Origin of the sequence: Holdemania filiformis DSM 12042 (assembly GCF_000157995.1) — a bacterium.
Classification (GTDB): Bacteria; Bacillota_I; Bacilli_A; order Erysipelotrichales; family Erysipelotrichaceae; genus Holdemania; species Holdemania filiformis.
In genome coordinates this window covers 66,963-86,568 of record NZ_GG657561.1, presented here as the reverse complement: position 1 = coordinate 86,568, position 19,606 = coordinate 66,963, and the positions used below count along the sequence as shown (strand labels likewise).

Annotated in this window: 22 protein-coding genes; 2 read left to right on the top strand and 20 right to left on the bottom strand. The window is 53.0% G+C overall.

Annotation, left to right across the window (positions count from 1 at the left end):
• Window positions 1-318 precede the first annotated feature (318 nt).
• The 4 genes from fmt to gpr form a co-directional block, all read right to left on the bottom strand.
• On the bottom strand, window positions 319-1,272 hold the full coding sequence (gene fmt, locus HOLDEFILI_RS13080; RefSeq protein WP_244264332.1) for a methionyl-tRNA formyltransferase: 954 nt from the start codon (window positions 1,270-1,272) through the stop codon (window positions 319-321).
• A 63-nt stretch (window positions 1,273-1,335) separates the two neighbouring features.
• Window positions 1,336-1,614 carry a hypothetical protein gene (locus tag HOLDEFILI_RS13075; protein ID WP_006060233.1) on the bottom strand — a complete coding sequence of 93 codons (279 nt, stop codon included), beginning with the start codon at window positions 1,612-1,614 and terminating at the stop codon, window positions 1,336-1,338.
• Entirely contained in the window at window positions 1,611-2,453 is an 843-nt protein-coding gene (locus HOLDEFILI_RS13070) for a stage II sporulation protein P (protein ID WP_006060232.1), read from the bottom strand. Before HOLDEFILI_RS13070 ends, HOLDEFILI_RS13075 begins: the two co-directional genes overlap by 4 nt.
• 53 nt (window positions 2,454-2,506) lie before the next feature.
• Window positions 2,507-3,376: a GPR endopeptidase gene (gpr, locus tag HOLDEFILI_RS13065; RefSeq protein WP_006060231.1), complete on the bottom strand. Its 870-nt coding sequence runs from the start codon at window positions 3,374-3,376 to the stop codon at window positions 2,507-2,509.
• 181 nt (window positions 3,377-3,557) lie between these two features.
• Here gpr and rpsT point away from each other — a divergent pair, with 181 nt between their 5' ends.
• Window positions 3,558-3,818: a 30S ribosomal protein S20 gene (rpsT, locus tag HOLDEFILI_RS13060; RefSeq protein WP_006060229.1), complete on the top strand. Its 261-nt coding sequence runs from the start codon at window positions 3,558-3,560 to the stop codon at window positions 3,816-3,818.
• 92 nt (window positions 3,819-3,910) lie between these two features.
• Here rpsT and HOLDEFILI_RS13055 read toward each other — a convergent pair whose 3' ends face one another.
• The 16 genes from HOLDEFILI_RS13055 to ybeY all read right to left on the bottom strand — a co-directional run bounded on the left by HOLDEFILI_RS13055 (window position 3,911) and on the right by ybeY (window position 18,499).
• Entirely contained in the window at window positions 3,911-4,468 is a 558-nt protein-coding gene (locus tag HOLDEFILI_RS13055) for a P-loop nucleotide/nucleoside kinase family protein (RefSeq protein WP_039865026.1), read from the bottom strand.
• Between the two features lie 31 nt (window positions 4,469-4,499).
• Window positions 4,500-4,883 (bottom strand): hypothetical protein, encoded by a 384-nt coding sequence (locus HOLDEFILI_RS13050; protein WP_006060227.1) that lies wholly within the window; start codon window positions 4,881-4,883, stop codon window positions 4,500-4,502.
• The gene (locus HOLDEFILI_RS13045; RefSeq protein WP_006060226.1) at window positions 4,880-5,404 is read right to left on the bottom strand and encodes a LytTR family DNA-binding domain-containing protein; all 525 of its coding nucleotides are present in this window, start codon (window positions 5,402-5,404) and stop codon (window positions 4,880-4,882) included. The genes HOLDEFILI_RS13050 and HOLDEFILI_RS13045 overlap by 4 nt, the downstream gene beginning before the upstream one ends.
• Window positions 5,401-6,813 carry a hypothetical protein gene (locus HOLDEFILI_RS13040; protein ID WP_006060225.1) on the bottom strand — a complete coding sequence of 471 codons (1,413 nt, stop codon included), beginning with the start codon at window positions 6,811-6,813 and terminating at the stop codon, window positions 5,401-5,403. The genes HOLDEFILI_RS13045 and HOLDEFILI_RS13040 overlap by 4 nt, the downstream gene beginning before the upstream one ends.
• A gap of 191 nt (window positions 6,814-7,004) precedes the next feature.
• On the bottom strand, window positions 7,005-8,285 hold the full coding sequence (locus HOLDEFILI_RS13035; protein ID WP_006060224.1) for a GHKL domain-containing protein: 1,281 nt from the start codon (window positions 8,283-8,285) through the stop codon (window positions 7,005-7,007).
• On the bottom strand, window positions 8,279-9,541 hold the full coding sequence (locus HOLDEFILI_RS13030; RefSeq protein ID WP_006060223.1) for an ATP-binding protein: 1,263 nt from the start codon (window positions 9,539-9,541) through the stop codon (window positions 8,279-8,281). The genes HOLDEFILI_RS13035 and HOLDEFILI_RS13030 overlap by 7 nt, the downstream gene beginning before the upstream one ends.
• Window positions 9,538-10,245, bottom strand: coding sequence for a hypothetical protein (locus tag HOLDEFILI_RS13025; protein ID WP_039865025.1), 708 nt, complete (start codon window positions 10,243-10,245; stop codon window positions 9,538-9,540). The genes HOLDEFILI_RS13030 and HOLDEFILI_RS13025 overlap by 4 nt, the downstream gene beginning before the upstream one ends.
• Window positions 10,246-10,513: 268 nt before the next feature.
• Window positions 10,514-11,179: a tRNA (adenine(22)-N(1))-methyltransferase gene (locus HOLDEFILI_RS13020; protein ID WP_006060221.1), complete on the bottom strand. Its 666-nt coding sequence runs from the start codon at window positions 11,177-11,179 to the stop codon at window positions 10,514-10,516.
• A gap of 5 nt (window positions 11,180-11,184) precedes the next feature.
• On the bottom strand, window positions 11,185-12,411 hold the full coding sequence (gene rpoD, locus HOLDEFILI_RS13015) for an RNA polymerase sigma factor RpoD (RefSeq protein WP_006060220.1): 1,227 nt from the start codon (window positions 12,409-12,411) through the stop codon (window positions 11,185-11,187).
• Complete coding sequence (gene dnaG, locus HOLDEFILI_RS13010; RefSeq protein WP_006060219.1) at window positions 12,389-14,158, bottom strand: DNA primase; 1,770 nt, start codon at window positions 14,156-14,158, stop codon at window positions 12,389-12,391. Before dnaG ends, rpoD begins: the two co-directional genes overlap by 23 nt.
• A 36-nt stretch (window positions 14,159-14,194) precedes the next feature.
• Window positions 14,195-15,571 (bottom strand): glycine--tRNA ligase, encoded by a 1,377-nt coding sequence (locus HOLDEFILI_RS13005; protein WP_006060218.1) that lies wholly within the window; start codon window positions 15,569-15,571, stop codon window positions 14,195-14,197.
• 65 nt (window positions 15,572-15,636) lie between these two features.
• Window positions 15,637-16,389, bottom strand: coding sequence for a DNA repair protein RecO (recO, locus tag HOLDEFILI_RS13000; protein ID WP_006060217.1), 753 nt, complete (start codon window positions 16,387-16,389; stop codon window positions 15,637-15,639).
• Window positions 16,382-17,278, bottom strand: a complete 897-nt coding sequence (gene era / locus HOLDEFILI_RS12995; RefSeq protein WP_006060216.1) for a GTPase Era — start codon at window positions 17,276-17,278, stop codon at window positions 16,382-16,384. Before era ends, recO begins: the two co-directional genes overlap by 8 nt.
• On the bottom strand, window positions 17,275-17,670 hold the full coding sequence (gene cdd, locus HOLDEFILI_RS12990; RefSeq protein WP_006060215.1) for a cytidine deaminase: 396 nt from the start codon (window positions 17,668-17,670) through the stop codon (window positions 17,275-17,277). Before cdd ends, era begins: the two co-directional genes overlap by 4 nt.
• A 16-nt stretch (window positions 17,671-17,686) precedes the next feature.
• Window positions 17,687-18,034, bottom strand: a complete 348-nt coding sequence (locus HOLDEFILI_RS12985; RefSeq protein ID WP_006060214.1) for a diacylglycerol kinase — start codon at window positions 18,032-18,034, stop codon at window positions 17,687-17,689.
• The gene (ybeY, locus tag HOLDEFILI_RS12980; protein WP_156788964.1) at window positions 18,035-18,499 is read right to left on the bottom strand and encodes an rRNA maturation RNase YbeY; all 465 of its coding nucleotides are present in this window, start codon (window positions 18,497-18,499) and stop codon (window positions 18,035-18,037) included.
• Between the two features lie 231 nt (window positions 18,500-18,730).
• Between ybeY and HOLDEFILI_RS12975 the strand changes: the two genes are divergently transcribed.
• The coding region (locus tag HOLDEFILI_RS12975) for a Na/Pi cotransporter family protein (RefSeq protein ID WP_039865023.1) at window positions 18,731-19,606 on the top strand (876 nt) is incomplete at its 3' end.

Here is a 19,606-nt window from a genome sequence, read left to right as displayed (position 1 = left end):
TCCGAAAACTGTAAAAAACCATTCGGTATTCCCGATCGATTCAGGCAGAAATCGCCGCCATTCCGTTGCTATTTATCAAGAAGTCCGGATGCATAACCATCCAATCTGAATAATCTTGGCCGCAACCAACAAGACAAAACCCCAGGCCAGTTTTCCAACTGACATGGGGTTGTCGGCAATCCTTCGATGAGAACGTTTTTTATAAAACAGGATGCGAATCACGATCTGCCTATTTTTCAGATACGGATCATCCGCAGGTTCCCTTCCAACTCATTTTTTTGTCGGCGCCAAACAGACTTGAGCCAACAAAGCTTCGCTTTATTGCGAATCAGCCAGCGCTTCAAACTGGCAGCCGATCAGCTGCTTGCCTTTGCCATTGTAGAAATCCCTGGCGCTGACCCGTTTTTTGCCTTCCATCTGCAGCTCGGTTACGATAAGCATCCCCTCGCCCGCAGCGACCTGCATCCCTGTTTCGTCAAAACCGAGAATGGTGCCGCTCGGCTTTCCGGACTTCTCTTCGCGATAGCGCACGCCCCAGAACTTCATTTTCTGTCCGGCGATCACACCATAGCCTACCGGCCAGGAGATCAGCCCGCGGATCTGATTATAGATCTGCCAGCCTGATTTAGAAAAATCAATCCGCTCCTGTTCTTTCGTGATATTCCAGGCGAAGCTGACCTGCGCTTCATCCTGGGGAACCGGCGTAATCCGGCCTTCGATATAGTCCAGCAGACATTCCTTCAGCAAGGCCGCGCCTGCCGCCATCAGCTTGTCATGCAGGATTTCCGTCGTATCTTCCGCTTCAATCGCTACCTTTTTGACCGCCAGCATATCCCCGGCGTCCATTTTCTTTACCATCTGCATGATCGTCACGCCGCTTTCCGTTTCGCCTTGAATGATCGCGGTATGCATCGGTGAGCCGCCGCGGTATTTCGGCAGCAGCGAAGCATGAACGTTGATGCAGCCGTATTTCGGTGCGTTCAGCACGGCCTCCGGAACCATCTGACCATACGCGCAGGTGACGATCAGCTCCGGATTTAACGCCAGCACTTCCGCATACTCCGTGCGGATCTTCTCCGGCTGCAGCACCGGCAGCGCCATCTGCTGCGCCAGGGCATGCACCGGCGTCGGCTGCAGCTTCTGCTGCCGGCCGACCTTCTTGTCCGGCTGCGATACGACCCCGACCAGTTCAACAAACGGCAGCTCGGCCAACGCCTGTAAAATCCCGCAGGCAAAGTCCGGCGTTCCCATAAATAAGACTCTTGTTTTCAAGAGGCATCCCTCCTTTTCGTTTACGTCAACGATTATACCATAAACAAAAGGAAGATGCGCGGTTCATTGGCCGAAAGCCGAGGCGATCATGCGCACGGAACCATCGACGACGCGGATGACCATCTCGGAAATGTTTGCCCCCAGCTGACCGGCAGCGTTCTCCTGAATCTGATACATTGAGGCCCGGTGGACGGGCGGCTCAATCACTTCTTCCTGTTCAATCTGACGGTTGAATTCGTCGATCCGCTGCTGGATCGTAGATTCCGGCTGCTGCTGATTGAGCGTACTGCCGATGCTGACGACGATTAAAATCAAAAAGGCGTCCAGAATAAACCGTTTCATTCGATCCCTCCGTTCGTTAACGCTTCGACTAAGATCCGTAAGGAGTGGCGGATTTCCTCCGTGCTGTTCTGGTCCGTTCCCAATTCCAGCAGCACCATGTTCTCCGCCATATCCTGGTTGTAAACTGACTGCCGTTCAAAAACTGATCTCATTATACCCGGCATCACCTGGTTGATTTTGTCGGTTAATTGCCGGGAATGCTCCATGACGTGAGCGGCATTGGAAGATTTCATGCCGACGACAAACATCATCTTCGCATAAGTGACCCCGTCGCTCTCCAGAATGGAAGCGGAACGCGGCGCGGAGTCGCGGTGCAGGTCGATGACCAGATCAAAGCCGCCGTGTTCGGCAAACGTATCGTTGATATGACGGCGGGAAATCGTATATAATTGGTTGTATTTCAGCCCTTCCTCTTCCGCTTCACGCAGGAAATTCCCGGTCTGAAAATAAACATAATACCCCTCTTCTTCTAACATTTTCGCCAGCTCCATGCCGATTTCATACGTCGTTGTGCCGTCGCTGTACGTTTCCGACTGATGGGTGTTATAGATGTAAACGGATTTTTTCTCCGGTTTTTCTTCCTTTTCAAATTTCGGTACAAACGGCTCGTTGATCACAACCTCATCAATCCGTTCCACCGCCTGTTTGAAGTCCGGCAGCAGCGCCAGCTGTTCCTTGATCGAGATGCGGTCCAGGTCAATCACCGGATGCAGGATCGACTCCAGCACTGAGGTTTTATTCTGCGAAAGTAAATCGCGGAAGCCGGTAAAGAATGACGTCATGACGAGAAAGGCCAGGATCAGCAGACATTTGAGTGTGATTTTCAGCTTTGTTTTCAAGGAAAAAGCCCCCTCTCTTTCCGCAGTTTATGCGGGGCAAGGGGGGCTCATGACTACATCTGGGAGTAGCGGGGATGAAGCACCTGATTGATCGCCGTTGATATCACTTCCGTCAAATGCTTGACTTCCTCGTCCATTTCTTTGGGCGTCACGACCATCTGGTAGGATTCCTGATAATGGATATGTTCCATCACCTTTTCATAATCGTCGCATTGAATCGTCGAAAGAACCTGATCGATCAGCGCCTCGATGCTGACGACCGTTGCGACGCCGATCGCGACGACGGGCGCCTGCACCAGTTCCTCGTTGAGCACTTTGCGGTGATTGCCGACCCCGCTGCCAGGCTGAATCCCGGTATCGCTGATCTGAATTACCCGGTTGATCCGTTCGATGGAACGGGTTGCCAGCGCGTCGATCGCGATCACAAAGTCCGGTTTAAACTGCCGGGCTACCGCCTGGACAAATTCCGCGGTTTCCAGACCGGTCTGTCCCATCACGCCGGGAACAATGACCGCGACCTCGCTGGTTCCCTGCGCCAGTTCTGCTTCATTCAGCCGGTGCAGATGGGCGGTGACGATCACCTCGCGGGCCGCCATCGGGCCTAAGGAATCCGCTGTGATCTCCTGGTTGCCCAACCCGACGATTAACGCCCGGGTTCCCTGCGTGGGAAGTCCGCTGATGATTTGTTTAAGACAATCCGACGTCACGGCAATCGCCTCTTCCCGTTGGGATGCATCGTTCAGATCGTCCAGCTCGATCGTGACATATTCACCCGGCTGCTTGTCAATTTCCTCGCACGGATGATGGATTGAAATATGATGGGTTGTAATGCCCCGGTACGCTTTTTTCGTATGGGTAAAATTCTCATTGTCCTGTAAATCCAGCACTTCTTCATAGGCCAGATCGGTTCTGTGTTTGCGCATACGCTCACCTCGGACTTAGTATGCGCGGATCTTCTGCCGGTTATGCGCGGGTTTTGATCGGAATCAACCTTTATTTTTGCCATTCCCGCTTCGTTTCTTGACACCTTTTTCCATTAGTGTTTGCATTTTCACCTTCCTTTTGTTATAATTCTTAAGGTATAAATGCGGAGGAGGTGTCAGAATGCCAAACATCAAGTCTCAGAAGAAACGTTCGATTACTAATTTAAAGAGAAATGCAGCGAAAACTGCGGAAAAATCCGCGCTGAAGACAGCGATCAAGGAAGTCCTGGTTGCGGTTGAAGCGAAGGATAAGGAAAAGGCAGTTGCAGCGTACAACACTGCAAATTCTTTATTAGATAAAGCCGTTACCAGCCATCTGAAGCACAAGAACTACACAGCACGTCAGAAGGCTCGCTTAGCGAAAGCGGTCAACTCTCTGTAAGATGCGAAAAAGATCCGGATTCCGGATCTTTTTTTATGGTTTGCTGCACAGTGGTACAAGTCGGAGACCTCCGCTCCGTCCCTGTCCGGCTTCTAAGCGCAAGGAAAATCCGCGGACTGATCCTGATCGATCACCAGCTCTCCTTCTCCCTGCGGCGCTTCAAAGTCCTGAAGATATCCGTTGAGAATATCGCCGGTGATTTCAAATGCGGCATTGGCGTCGCGGCGCTGCGCCCGCAGACGCAGACGGCGGCGCAAACATTCCGAACTGGCTTTTAAATAGAGCAGCCGGGCCTGACCGCCGGCCGCGGCAATCCGCTGGCGGTAAGCATCGCGTTTCTTCCGGCTCCAGAAACTAAAATCAATGACCACCGGCCGATGTTCTTGAATCGCTTTCACCAGCTGATCTTGCAGCTGGGCCTCAACTGCGGCTGAATACGCGGCATAGGCTGAGGGTGGATAATCCACGCCATACCGGCCATATTGCCGCCATACCTCCTCGTCAATTGACAAGCGCAGATACCCCTCGGCTTCCAGCTGTTTCGCCAGCGTTGTCTTCCCGGCTCCGGCCACGCCGCACATCATCACGACGAGCGGTTTCTGCGGATCCGCATCCTGATGAAGCCATGAAAAAATCGCTTCCCCTTTCATCGGTTTCCCTTCTTCCTTTTCTGAATTCTTTTCAGCACTTCCCGGTCGTGGATGGATCTTCATTTTCTTCCGCGAGCCGCTGCTTAAAGTGATCAAGCGCCAGCGAATATTGGCGCAGCGATCGGGTCAGCCGCATCATCGGCACGCCCAGCGCGATCAGAAGAAGAAAGCGTTCCAGCGTAAAATGACTGAAAACCACCAGCGCGATCAGCACCAGGCTTCCGCCCGTGATCCAAGGCTGTCCTTTGCGCAGCGACTGCATCCAGATCCGGTAGCTTTCCAAAAACAGCGCGTAGCCAATGCCGGTCAGTACAATCCAGATTCCATCCGGCGACGCCGCACGGGGATTGAAGAAACTGGCCGTCAGGGGAATCGCCATCCCGATCAGGATTTGATAGAGCCATCGTTCGATCATCGTTTTCCCTCCATTCCAATCGCTTTGCGGAAATGCGGCGCATAGCTGCGGCTGACCTCCAGCTGCACGCCTCCGCTTAACACCAGCGTCAGCCGGCCGTTAAAGCTTGGGGCAATTTGTTCGACCTTCGCGAGGTTAACAAGATACGACTTGCTGATACGGATAAACTGACGCGGATACAACTCCTCCTGCAGCTGATACAGCTTGCGGTTGAGCTGCAGACACCGGCTGGCGGTATAGGCGAACGTTTCCCGCTGCAGCCCTTCGATATACAGCACGTCCGCCAGTGCGACAACATAGGTTCGTCCCTCATGCTGCCCGGTCAGTGTCTGCCGCTTTTCCTGCAGAAAATGGTGATTGAGGAATGCGGTCAGTTCCGCCAGATCCTCCATCTGAAACAGAATTCCAATCGAGTCATAATCAACCCCTTTTTCGACCAGTGTCAGATCCAGCGCGTCAAAGGGCTTCAGCTTTTCCCGCAGCTGGGCCTCATGCTCAGGCCGGCAGATCAGTTTGATCATGGCTGCTTCACCAGCTCTATCGTTTCCTCATAGAACTTTTTCCCCTTCGCGTCGCTGACCCAGATTGTGATTTCTCCGCGGACCACTTCCTCATCATCAAAGTTTACGCCCCATCCTGAGTTACTTTGGCTTAACGTCAGACTGCCGCGGATCGTTCCGTTGCTGGAGCTTTCAATAACCGGCTGATCCTGCGCGTCAAACATGGTCATCTGATATCCCAGATTCCGAAACCGCAGCAGATTGATCCGCAGCGTATTCCTCGCCTGCACATCCGGGGAAGAGAAGTAACCATAACCCGCGGTCAGATTGCGGATTTGGAAATACTGACCCTCACCCGCAAAGACCGGAAGCCTAAGCGGCTCGCAGCTCAACGTCTGGGTTTCAAGGACCGTTTCGTCCTTGAGAACAGACCAGGTCACCGTCCAGGGAACCGGCCGGCGGGCGCTGAGATTCGTTCCCGGCAATTCGCTGATGATCCAATAACTGCCCGGTTCGGTTCGTTGATCATCCAGCGCTTCCTCCGTTTCATAAACAACTTCGCCGCTTTCCGTCTCCGTGATCCGCAGCTTTATTCGCGTATCCGAATAAGCGTCGCTGACCGGATAAGCCAGGTTCAGTTTCAGTTTTTCCCCCTCGATCACGATCAGGTTGCTAAGATGTTCGTCCTCTGTCCGGTATACCCAGACCTGAGACCGGGCATTTTTACTTTCAGACCGCATCAGCCCTGCCTGCACCCCCGCTAACAAAAGCGCTGAGATCATGACCAGCATACCTGCCTGAATCGGTTTTAACTGCCGAATCCTCTGCTGCTTCTGCACAAAATAGAATTGTTCGCGGAAATCCAGCGCCCGGGAATAAACTTTGTAGGCACAGATCAGCTGTAACAACGACTGCAGCGGCAGCCACTGCGCGTTATTGCGGCCTAAAAAGGCGATCCCAAACAACAACGCCAGCCACCCCATCAAGCTCTCGAGCCGCCGGCGCACTCCGGCTTCCGTGGAATGGACCATAAACCCGGCCGCCGCACATTCATAGCTGATCAAAAAGACAAGCGGCAGCAGCTGTTTCATCACTTCATCGTCCCAAACCAGTTTCATCAACATTCCCGCCAGCAGCAGTAAGGCCGCTCCGGCGAACAAGCCCTGGCGCAAACTGCGCGCCAATAAAACGAGACCCGCGGCGGCGGCCGCAAACATCAGCCATTGCAGCGGAGAAGCTGGCGAATCCCATTGAAAAAGTAAAAGTGCCAGACCTGCGCCAGCCATCACGATGGACTGCGGACTTCCGTCCAGCGGCGTTTCCTTGCCGCACATCCCCAGCCGCTGACGCCGGGAAAAGGTTAAAAACAAAAACAAGCCCAAGCCGAAGATGACCAACGAGATCATCAGCATCATTCCAACACCTGCCATGATATCCCCTCCTTTAATTCATTTTTATTGTACCCGAAAGGGAAATTGTCCGCTACAAATCCAGCGTAAGCGGCCGATATTGATACCTAAGTGGCAGAACAGCTCCCTGACGGCCAGAGGCTGGATCTCAAGATAACCCGATCCCATCCTTTCACAATCATTTCAGATCGCTGAAATAATGACAAGTAATCTTACGCCGCAGAAACTTTTTCGAATTCCGGCTGCGTTTTATTCAGCAGCACTTCGGCTACCAGGCGTGAGCCTTCCTTCTCCCACTGGGCCTGACCCTGATACTTTTCAGCGATCTGCGTGATGATCTTCGTTCCATTGCCGTGAATCAGCTTCTTTTTCGGCCGCGGCTGACCGCAGGAATTCACACAGCGGATAAACAACATCTGTTTTTGTTGGGTGATCGTTAAACAAACCTCCGGCTTCGCCGCACCCTCAGCGGCTTCCAGCGCATTTTTTAACAGGTTGGACAACAGCGTGTTCATGTCGAAATCATCGACGCCTGAAAGCAAGGAAGCTTCAATCGTAATCTGAAAAGAAACAGCCTGTTTGGCAAATTGTCGTTCAAATGAGGCCAGCATCGCGTTGACTGACGGATTATCGCAGTAAATCAGGTTGCGGATAGCGCCGATCTGATCCTGCGCAGAGCGGAGTTGATCCATATCAACCTGTCCGACCTGGGCCTTAACCGTCTGCCACACCTCATCCATCACGTCCTGCTTTTCATACAACGTCAGGATCTGCGCCTGAATGCGCTCGTTATTTTCCCGTTTTTGTTCGGCATTTTCACGCGCAGCCTTCATTCGCAGCAGGCTGCGGATCAGGAAAAATGCCGATCCCTGCAGACACAGCCAGGATCCAATGAAAAAAGCGGTCAGATTCATCGTAATTTGATAAGCGTAGATCAATTTATAGGAAAGCAGATAAATCCACAACCCATGTACGACGATCAGCGGAATCAAGCGCGCCTGTTTCTGCCAGTCGATCGCGGGAAATACCTTGCGTTTCAATAAAATAACCAGACTGAAGAACAAGGCATTCCAAAAGTCCATCACCAGAAAACCTGCCGTGCTAAAGAACGAAGCATCCTGAAACGCCGCCTGATCAAAACCGCTGGCCGCAACCATGACCAGAATGGCCAGCATCTCGGAAAACAGGATGCATACCGTGTGAAAGATCATAGCGAACACCGTGTTCATCCACGAGTCCTTCACCACGAATTTCACGACCAGAAGCATGAACATAATCGTCGTCAGCGTCCGCAGACTGTTGACCGCAAAGAACTCGTCAAAGACCAAAAACAGAATAAAATTAAAAATAAAGTTGATGACAATTGCCAGATACAGCTTGGGAAACAGCGTTTTTAACGGCTCCCGGTGATTGAGAAAAGCGCAGTGAAAAGCTGCCCAGATCAGAAATAGGATCAAATGATTGAAATAGAAAAAAGGTTCGTTGTTTAACATGACTTCGCCGGCTTTCCCCGTTCCACAACGATCTCTGCCGTCGCGATATCCTGATCCAGACTGAAGCGGCGCACGCCATGGCAGCGGTGCAGAATTGCGTCCATGATCGCCATTCCCTGACCGCTGATTTTTTTCTTTGGCTGCGGCCCGTTTTTTGCCACACGGTTGCGGCAGCGGATCAGCAGCAGTCCGGCTTTTTCCGCCGCCTGAAAATCAATAAACGGAGAATCACTGAATTCCGCGGCTTCCACCGCATTCTTTAACAGATTGGACAACAGTGTATTCAAATCGTACTCGTCCAGAATCCCGCTCAGACTGGATTCAATCTCAAAGGTGACGGCGATCTGCTTCTGATCGCACAGCTGACGATAATAATTGAATAAAGCGTTGGCGTACGGATTTTCGCAATACAGTTCTTCACGCAGCTTTCGCAGCCGTCCCCGGAGTACCTGCAGATGATCAATCTGCGCATCCGGATCGTGCATTTCATGGAAAACCGTTTCAAGCCCGGCCTGCTTCTCCGCCAGTTTTTCCAGCTGCGCCGCCAGTTCCGCACTCATTTGCGCGCGGGTGTCCAGCTCTTGTTTTTTTCGCTTCTGCCGGATGATCCGGACAGCGCTGAAAAAGACGACAACGTCAGTCACGATCAGAAACCCCAGCGCCTGCGTCAACAATCCCAGACTGGCTTCCTTGATGTAAATCAGTTTATAGGACAAGATATACAGCCACAAAAACTGACAGGTGAAAAGCAGCGTACCGATCGTATAGTATTCTCCTTCGATCGAGCGCCTGCGTTTTTTCCCCAAGCTCAGTGCGGCTTTGAAAAACAACAGGCTCATTCCGTCCAGCAGCAGATAGGAAAACACATTCATATAGAAGGCGCTCTCATACGCGCTGCGGCTGAACTGCACGCCGATCAGCGTGATCAGCATCGTCACCATTTCCGCGGTGATCGAAAGCAGCTGCTGAGCAAACAGCGCAAATAACGTTGCTTTTAACCCCGGGCGCTTCACAAGGTAAATCACAACCCCGATCACCGCAGCGGACACCGTCATGCGGACAACCGCATTGTCCTGCACCGATCCGGGAAGCGCGTAGATATGCAACAGGAGGAACACCGCCAGTGTGATGCTCAGATCCAACGTTAGATAATCGCGCCAGTAGCTCTTGCGGACCGGCAGGATTTCATTGTAACAATAAGCCCAGGTCATCATCAGCGGAATATGATTCAAAGAATAGTAAATGGAATTCGTCATTCTGCCGTCACCCCGATAATGTCCAACAAGCTGTTTTCCTGTTTCAGCGTTTCGATTTCCTTTTGTTTTTGCGCGAACTCCGCCGCTGGCAGCTCCATACGCAGCGCCGGCTCAAAGCACAAGGTTACCGGCGTTCCCGGACAGATTTCCGCCAGTTTCTGCAATCCATGCAGCAGTGCTGAGAAATCGAATTGTTCCGGAACCGCACCGCGGACGGTCAGCGGACAGGCCGGCTCATGAAGCTGATTGTACTGGATTAAGATATCGAGCATGACGTTGCCGGTCTTGTAAGCGGGCAGCTGGTGCTCAAATTGCGTCTTCAGCTTTTCCGCATACGCGTTCAGCTCCTCCGTCTCCCCCTGTTCCTTCAGGATTTCCAAGGTAATCAGATGATTCGACAGGTCATGATAAAAATAACGGATATTCTGCTGCTGCATCACGGCGAATTGATAGAACTGATAGTTCCGCTGGTTCAGTTCGGTGAGCCGGCGCAGCTCCAGTTCTTCTTCGTTATACCGCATCACGCTGCGGATAATTCCGAAGATGCAGAAATCGCCGACCAGCGTGATCGCAATGGCCAGCGAGAGAATGATAAAAATCTGAATGATCGCCATCTCTTTCCGCACGCCGAAAACCGCGACGACTAAAACGAGCTGACTTATAAAGAAGCCCGCCAGATAAAGCATTGTTTTCTTATTGCTCATGACTATCCCCTTCAGCGTCAACGGCCCCCAATGCCGTCCGCTGTCCCTTCCAAGCTGAATGATCGTCAGTATCAGGAACTGACTTTGTTTTTTCATTGTAGCGCAGTTTGAAATCAAAGTCCAGACCCCTGTCCTTTCACAGCGGATTCGCCGGTGAGAGGACTGGCCAAGGAACAACGTCTGAGTTCGATCACCCTCGTCATCGGAAATCCAATCTGCATCATAAGAAAAGAAGGACCTCACGGTCCTTCCCTCTGCTTATTTAGGTTTAGCGGTTTAAAATCACCGCATTCATATCCTCGATCTGACGCAGGATCTCGCTGCGTTTGTCCGGATCCTCAATCTGACGGGCAATCCGTTCCAGCTTGGCTTTCCGGTAATGATAATATTCGATGAAGACCGGTTCCCGGCGCGCTAACAGAAACGGGCCGTACTGCAGCTGGGCTTCGGTATAAACAACCGGCTGAGATGCCTTGCGGAAACCGACGATCTGATAGTAATGCCGGTCATGCACCAGCTTCTCCGCAACAATTTCAAACCCGTGATCCATGATCCAGCGGCGCAGTGAAGCCACCTCGCGGTTGACCTGCACAAGAATCCGCTGAAACTGTCCCAGCCGTTCAAAATCGTTTTCCAGAATTTCCTTGGCTGTCATCCAGCCCATCCCGGCAATCACAGCGACCTGTGCATCCTGCGGCACTTTCTCCAGGCCCGGCGTCAGAATCAACGAAATCTGCGCCTGCAGCCCGGCTTCCGCCACCGTCGCGCGGGCATGCTCCAACGGTCCGGTTCCGATATCGCAGGCATACGCTCTTTCAATCTTTCCGGAGGCAATCAGTTCCACCGGCAGAAAGGCGTGATCAGTTCCGATATCGGCGACGATCGTCCCTTCCGGAACACAGTCGGCAATCGCTTTAAGTCGGACGCTCAGCATAACCCTTAGTTCTTATCGACGAAATCCCGCAGCCGCTTGGAGCGGGTCGGATGTTTCAGCTTGCGCAGCGCCTTGGCTTCAATCTGACGGATACGTTCACGCGTAACGTTGAATTCCTTACCGACTTCTTCCAAAGTGCGTGTCCGGCCGTCATACAGCCCGAAGCGCAGCCGCAGCACCTTTTCCTCTCGTTCCGTCAGCCCCTGCAGGACGTTGTTGATCTCATCCTTCAGCAGCTGATTGTTGGCGTACTGATCCGGCGACATCGCGTCTTTATCCTCGATGAAATCACCCAGGTGGGAATCGTCTTCCTCGCCGATCGGCGTTTCCAGCGAAACCGGCTCCAGCGCAATTTTCTGGATCTCACGAACCTTGTCCGGCGTAATGTTTTCCATCTTTTCCGCGATTTCCTCAGCCGTTGGTTCCCGGCCCAGATCCTGCACAAGCTGCCGCTGAACACGGGTCAGCTTGTTAATTGTTTCTACCATATGTACCGGGATTCGGATCGTCCGGGCCTGGTCGGCAATCGCACGGGTGATCGCCTGGCGGATCCACCATGTCGCATACGTTGAAAATTTAAAACCTTTGGTGTAGTCGAACTTCTCGACCGCCTTGACCAACCCCATGTTGCCTTCCTGGATCAGATCCAGAAACAACATGCCGCGGCCGACGTATTTCTTCGCGATCGAAACGACCAGACGCAGGTTGGATGAAATCAGAATCCGCTTGGCTTCCTCATCCCCGGCCTGAATCCGGCGGGCGATTTCCGGTTCATCTTCCGGATTCAGCAGCGGTACCCGTCCGATTTCTTTCAGATACATCTTCACCGGATCGTTGATCCGCACATAAGGAGAGCTGCTGTAAGTTTCGCTGAGATCGATCGGGACTTCCACATCCTCGACTTCCTCGTCAAAATCTTCCCCGGCATCTTCCGCCAGGAATTCCAGATCGTCGCCGATATCCTGGGTCATTGCTCCCGCTTCCGGAATTTCGATATTTTCCAGTTCTTCGATATCGTCGTCCTCGCTGATGTCGATGCCTTCCGCGGCGAACCATTCGTACAGGTCGTCCATGTCGTTATCCGTCAGATCAAGATGTTCCAGGGCATCCATGACGTCCTTCTGATAAACGACCTTGTCCGCAAGATAGGTCTTTTTGAATTCTTCCTTTAATTGGTCCAACGTTTTGTAAACTGGCATTTTTGTCTCCTTAGTCTTGGTGTTTTTCTTCATCAAGGTACCCCCTTAATTCTCTTTGCAGCTGCATCCGTTCATTGAGAAGGGCAGCCTGGCTTTCCGGATTGCTGATGCGCAGGATCTGTTGTTTCAGATCATTTATTCTTTCTTCCAGCATACACCGCTGCAGGCGGCGGATTGCTCCGTCCATGACCTCCGGCGTAAATTGTGGACACTCCCATTCTGAAAGATCCAGAACCTTTTGTCTCAGCGTTTCCTCGTCGATCGTACTGATGAAATCCGCAATCTGCAGCTGCGGATGAGACCGGCTGTAATCCAGAATCATCATCGCAAGCTGCTGATTTTCTTCATTCAGCAGAAAACCGAGTTTTTCTTTGAACATTTCTACCGCTTCGCGGCGGGTAAGCATTAGCGCAAGAATCAGGTGTTCTGCATTAGTCTTACCATCTCGCGACGGATTTAAACGAATCGGAACTGTTTTTACCCGGCCGGCACCGGAATTGTCCGGTTTCGGAGCGGGGGCTGCGCCCAGATCGAGATGAAATCCGGTCAGCTGCTCCAGCTGATGGGCAAAATTCTGACGGTCGAATTCATCACTCAGCTGTTTGATTTCGTCTTCCACCTTAAGCGTGAATTCTTTTTTTTCGGAATAGTTTTCCAGATCATAACGCGTCGATAGATACTGAAAGACAAATTCCATCCACGTCAGCTCTTTGCGGACCATTGCTCGAAGTTCTTCCGCGCCGTGCTGGCGCAGGATTTCATCCGGATCCAGTCCGGTCGGATTGCTGACGATGCCGACCTCAAAGCCGGCCTCGCGGGCCAGCTTCGCCGCCTTGTAGGTCGCGTTCTGCCCGGCCTTATCGCCATCATAACAAAATGTCAGATGCAGCGAGCATTGCCGCAGTAAGCGCAGCTGTTCCTTAGTGCACGCCGTGCCCAGCGTCGCCACGACGTTGTCCATTCCCGCCCGGGAAAAGGCCAGCACATCCGTGACACCCTCGCATAAAAGCACCCGCCCTTCCTGACGGGAGGGCTGTTTGGCGCGGTGATAATTGAAGACCGTATGACCTTTGACATAGACGTCGGTCTCGGTCGTGTTGATATATTTGCTCTGCGCTTCGGGATCCATACTGCGGGCCGTAAAGCCGATCGGATTGCCGAGCGAGTCGTGGATCGGAAACGTGATCCGGCTGGCGAACACATCGTGCAGACCGCTCTCGTTCAGCCGAACGACGTTCGCCGCGACCATGTCCTGCTCGTTGTAGCCTTTAGCCTGCAGAAACCGCAGCAGCTCATCGCCCGGACCGTTCCAGCCGATCTCAAACTTTTCGATCGTCGCCTCGTCGATTCCGCGGTTGGCCAGATACTCGCGCACCGGCGTTCCCGCCTGCGCTCCCAGCTGATAATGCGTGTAGCGGATCGTTTCCGCCAGCACCTTATATAATGCGTCTTTCCTCGGATCGACCGGCGTTTTAAAGGCAGAAGGATCAAACGAAAGCTTGTAGCCGCTGATTTCCGCAACCTTCGCCACGGCCTCCGGGAAACTGACTTTTTCATAATTCTGAACGAAAGTAAACACGTTGCCGCCGGCTCCGCAGACGAAGCATTTATAAATCTGCTTGTCCTGAGAGATCGAAAGCGACGGGTCGTGATCATCGTGGAAGGGACAGACGCAGGCCATCGAACGGCCTTTTTTGACTAACGGCACATAGTGGCCGATGACTTCCGCAATATCCGCGCTGTTTCTGACCGCGGTGATTTCTTCATCGCTCAGGCGCATTCGTCATCCCCCCTATTCGTACCGAACGGATTCTGATCAGAATTTCAGCGACGCTTCAATATGCGCCTGCAATTCGCTGATCGGCAGCCGCACCTGCTCCATGCTGTCGCGTTCGCGCACGGTGACGCAGCCGTCCTTCTCGGTATCGAAGTCGATCGTGACGCAGAACGGCGTGCCGATAGCGTCCTGACGGCGGTAACGCTTGCCGATACTGCCGGCTTCGTCATATTCGCATACAAAGCTGTCGGCCAGCTGAGCATAGATTTCCTTCGCCGAAGCGGAAAGCTGCTTCGACAGCGGCAGGATACAGGCCTTGACCGGAGCCAGCGCCGGGTGCAGGTGCAGCACGACGCGGGTATCCTTCTCATTGAGAACTTCCTCGTCGTAAGCGTCGCATAAGAACGCCAGCATCAGCCGTTCCACACCGACAGCCGGTTCTACGCAGTACGGCAGATATTTTTCATTGGTCTGCGGATCAAGGTATTCCAGGGATTCGCCGGAATGCTCCTGATGCGTTTTCAAGTCGTAATCCGTGCGGTCGGCAATGCCCCACAGCTCACCCCAGCCGAACGGGAACAGATATTCAATATCGCTGGTGCCCTTCGAATAGAACGCCAGCTCTTCCGGCGTATGCTCGCGGAAGCGCAGACTTTCAGCATTCAGCCCCAGATTGGTCAGCCAGTTCATGCAGAAGTTTTTCCAGTATTCGTACCACTGCAAATCCTCGCCCGGCTTGCAGAAGAATTCCATTTCCATCTGCTCGAATTCCCGGGTCCGGAAAATGAAGTTGCCCGGCGTGATCTCGTTGCGGAAGCTCTTGCCGATCTGACCGATGCCAAACGGCAGCTTGCGGCGCATGGAGCGCTGAACGTTCTTGAAGTTGACGAACATGCCCTGGGCCGTTTCTGGACGCAGGTAAATCGTGCTCTTTGCGTCTTCCAGAATTCCCTGGAACGTTTTAAACATCAGGTTAAACTGACGGATATCGGTAAAGTCATGACTGCCGCAGTTCGGGCAGGCGATGTGGTTTTCCTTGATGAAATCCATCATCTTTTCGTTGCTCCAGCCCTCCGGCACAACCTTGCCTTCCGTCGCCTCCTCGATCAGATGATCGGCGCGGTGGCGGGTCTTGCAGTGACGGCAGTCCATCAGCGGATCCGAGAAGCCCTTTAAGTGGCCGCTGGCCTCCCAAACCTTCGGATTCATTAAGATTGCGGCCTGGATGCCGACGTTATTCGGATGGGACTGAATGAACTTCTTCCACCAGGCCCGTTTGATATTGTCTTTAAGCTCAACGCCGAGCGGACCAAAATCCCAGGTGTTGCTCAAGCCGCCGTAAATTTCGGAGCCCTGGAACACAAAACCGGAGTTTTTTGCGTGCGCGACGATCGTGTCAAATTGTTTCACTGCCATGATCAATTCCCCATTTCTTTATTTTTATAGACAAAGTTTATTATAGTACAAATCAGCGCTTTTCGTCAATTGGCTAAACGGTCCAGAAAGCGCCAACTTTCCAGCTTTACACCGCTGTGTAGCATTAAAAATTCAACCAGCAATTCCGCGTCTTTTTTCGTCCACGGACCATACGGCCGCAGCTGGGCAAAATGAACGAGCTGCGCCTTGTTGATCAGACGGAAACGTTTCAGCGCTCCGACCTCCATCGGCCGGGCATGCACCATCGCCGCACACTCCGCGCACAGAAAACCGCCGTCTTCAACAGATATCGTCTGCACCTGGGTGTTGGAGCACAGCACACACTCGTCGACAACCGGCTCGATCCCTTCGGTTTTCAAGGCCAGTGCGGTAAACTGCGCTAAAATCAGATAGCTGTCGGTCTCGCTGTCCAGCCGGTCCAGACTGACGCTCAGCAGCTCATAAACTTCGCCCGCCGCTTCCAGATCGCTTTCTCCCTGCTCCAAAAGCTTGTCGGCAATCTCGCACATCACCTGGGCAATTGTCATTTTCTCCAAATCTTCGCGGATATGCCGGTGCGCTGCCAGAACGCGGGCGCTCTTAAGTGAAAACAGCGTGGCTTGTTCCTTGTAGTCAAACATCAGCTCCGACAGCACAAACGGCATGCACGAAACGGCGTTCTTGCTCGCCATCTTGCGGATGCCCCGGCACACAAAGCCCAGCTTGCCATAGTCCTTTGACAGCACCGTGATCAGCGCGTCGTTTTCACGATAGTCCTGCTGCTTGAGGATCACCGCCTCGATCCGGGCTTCACTCATCCTCCAGCTCCGTCTGGATATACCCCAGCTGCTGCAGCTTGGCCTTCTTGTTGCGCCAGTCCTTTTCCACCCGGACAAACAATTCAAGGAAAATCGGTTCGCCCAACAGCCCCTGCAGTTCTTCCCGCGCCAGCGTGCCGATCTGCTTGATCATCCGGCCCTGCTTGCCGATGATGATGCCCTTTTGGGAATCGCGTTCGACCAGAATCATCGCATTGATGATCAGATGCTCGCGGTTCTTGCGGATTCTTTCAATCACAACCGCGACGGAATGCGGCACTTCTTCTTCCGTCAGCAGCAGCACCTTTTCCCGGATAATTTCCGCCATGATGAACTGTTCCGGATAGTCGCAGACCTGGTCAGCCGGATAATACTGGACGCCGTCAGTCAAATCATTCTTGGTGACTTCGATCAACTGATCCAGGTTGTTCTGCGTCTTCGCGCTGATCGGAATGATCTCTTTGAAATCCATCCGCTGCTGCCACGCTAACAACAGATCGATCAGCTGTTCTTTTTCCAGCAGATCAATTTTATTGAGAATCAGATACACCGGCAGATGCATCTGCCGCAGTGTATTCAAAACGAATTCATCGCCGCTGCCAAACGGCACTGAGCCGTCGACGAGGTAATAGATCAAATCGACGCCCGACGCCGCGGAGTAGGCTTCTTTATTCATCTGGGTGCCCAGCTCATGCTTCGGCTTATGAATTCCCGGCGTATCGACGAAAATGATCTGCGAATCGGCATCGGTACGGATCGCCCGGATGGAATTGCGGGTTGTCTGCGGCTTGGGGGAAATGATCGCAACCTTCTGCTGGACCAGAGCGTTCAGCAGCGTGCTTTTGCCGGCATTGGGCCGGCCGATCAAAGCGACAAAGCCGCTCTTCACGCCAGATCCTCCATGCCGAAGCTCATCGGAAGCAGCTCAGCTATCGTTGTTTCCATCGTTTCTTTCCCATTGGACAGGATGATCGGCGTATCGCTTTCCAACAATTCGCTGAGCACCTGGCGGCAGATGCCGCACGGCGTTCCGATGCGGGCGCCGTCGCTGACAATCGCAATCGCCGCGATGTCCGCCTTGCGGTAACCGTAGGAATACGCGCCGAACACCGCGCTGCGCTCAGCGCAGTTCGTCGCCCCGTAGGACGCGTTTTCAATGTTCACGCCGCGAAAGGTGCGGCCGTCCTTGCATAACACGCAGGCGCCGACATGATAGTTGGAATACGGCGCATACGCGGATTTCATCGCCTCAAAGGCTTCGCTGACTAAGTTTTCGTACATCGTTGTTTCTCCTGTTCTATCTTATTAGATGGCGGATGACGATCATCCCCCCGACGATCAGCGCCGCCAGGGATGCGCACAGCACCGCGCCCGCCGCCAGATCTTTTATCGTTTTAATGCGGTCATCCTGTTTGGGCTGAACGAAGTCGCACAGCCGCTCGATCGCGGTGTTCAAAATCTCCGCTGTGATGACCAGGGCCGCCAGCGTAATCACAAGCGCCCATTCCCAAAAGACGAAGCCCAGTCCCATCCCGGCCAGTCCGGCCAGCACCGCAAAGCCCAGCTGAATCGCCACGCTGCGGTCCTGCGCCGCCAGAACCAGTCCGTTCAGCGCCGGCTTGAATTTTTTGATCAGCGCGCGCATTTACACCCTCGGCACCAGCGGATCCAGAATTTCATGCTGCAGATCGAACATGATCTTTTCCTCATCCGGCTGCATGTGGTCGTAGCCGAAGCAGTGCAGCAGCCCGTGCGTAAACAGGAAACAGATTTCCCGCTGCAGCGAATGACCATATTCCTCGGCCTGACTGATCGCGGCTTCCACGTTGATAAAAATATCGCCCAGTTCGACTTCCGCTTCCTCGATCAGCTCAAATTCATCCTGATCATCGCATGCCGCAAACGAAATCACGTCCGTCGGCCGGTCGACCTGCCGGTAATCACGGTTAATCTCATGGATTTTGCGGGACTTCACGAAAATCACTGAAATGGTATAGTCGCCCTGCTTGTTTAAGACCTCCAGCGCATGCTCGGCGATCCGCTGGAAATCCGGATAGTTTTCTTTCCATTGCTTTTCCCTTGTCTTGTTGACAAACGTACAGGTTATCATCATCTTCACCTCTTGATTTTGCATTGCTATTATAGCATATTCTGCCTCTTTTCGACCGAAAACAAACGGCTTTTCCCGTTTTCTTTCACAAGTTGGGAAGCGCTGAAATCGCAAGTTTGTCAGATTTTGTCTGGAAATGTTAAATTTGTGTTAAAACTTCGTAATGATTCTGTTAAAATAAACGTGAATCAAGAGAAGAAAAGAGAAGAAACAGGAGAGAGAGAAAAACAAATGAATATCGTAGCGACGGAAATGATCACGCTGGGAGATATCTCGTGGGACATGATCCTCGGCGGATTTGCGCTGTTTTTGTTTGGCATCAAGTTTATGGGCGACGGCTTGAAAAATGTCGCGGGTCATAAGCTCCGGGAATACATCGACAAATATACGTCCAATCCATTAATGGCCGTGCTGGTCGGCATTGTCGTCACCATCGTCGTGCAGTCTTCCTCAGCCGCGACCGCGATCACCATCGGTCTGGTCCGCGCGGGACTGATGAAGCTGGAACAGGCGGCCGGGGTCGTCGTGGGCGCCAACATCGGAACGACGATGACGGCGTTCCTGATCGGCTTGAAGGTCGAGCAGTTCGCAATGTACTTCGTGTTCATCGGCGGCATGATCATCTCGTTTGGCAAGAAAAAGAAAACCCGCTACATCGGCGACATCATCCTCGGCTTCGGTCTGATGTTCTATGGTCTGAAGATCATGGGCGACTCGCTGAAAATGCTGAAGGATCTGCCGGCCTTCATCGAATTTGCCAAGGTGATGTCGGAAAAACCGCTGCTGGGCTTACTGGCCGGCACGGTGCTGACCGGACTGATCCAGGGCTCGGCCGCGACGATCGGCGTCGTCCAGAAATTATATGAATCCGGGGCGATGACCTTGAATGCGGCGATGCCGTTTGTCTTCGGTGCCTGCATCGGTACGACCGTCACCGGCGTATTTGCGGCGATCGGCGGTAGTTTGGCGGCGAAACGAACCGCCGGTCTGCATACGCTGTTCAACGTAATCGCGGCGACGATCGGCATGATCTTCCTGCCGTTTTACATTCAGTTCATCACCTGGATCTCCGATCTGCTGCTGATCCCGCCGATGATGCAGATCGCC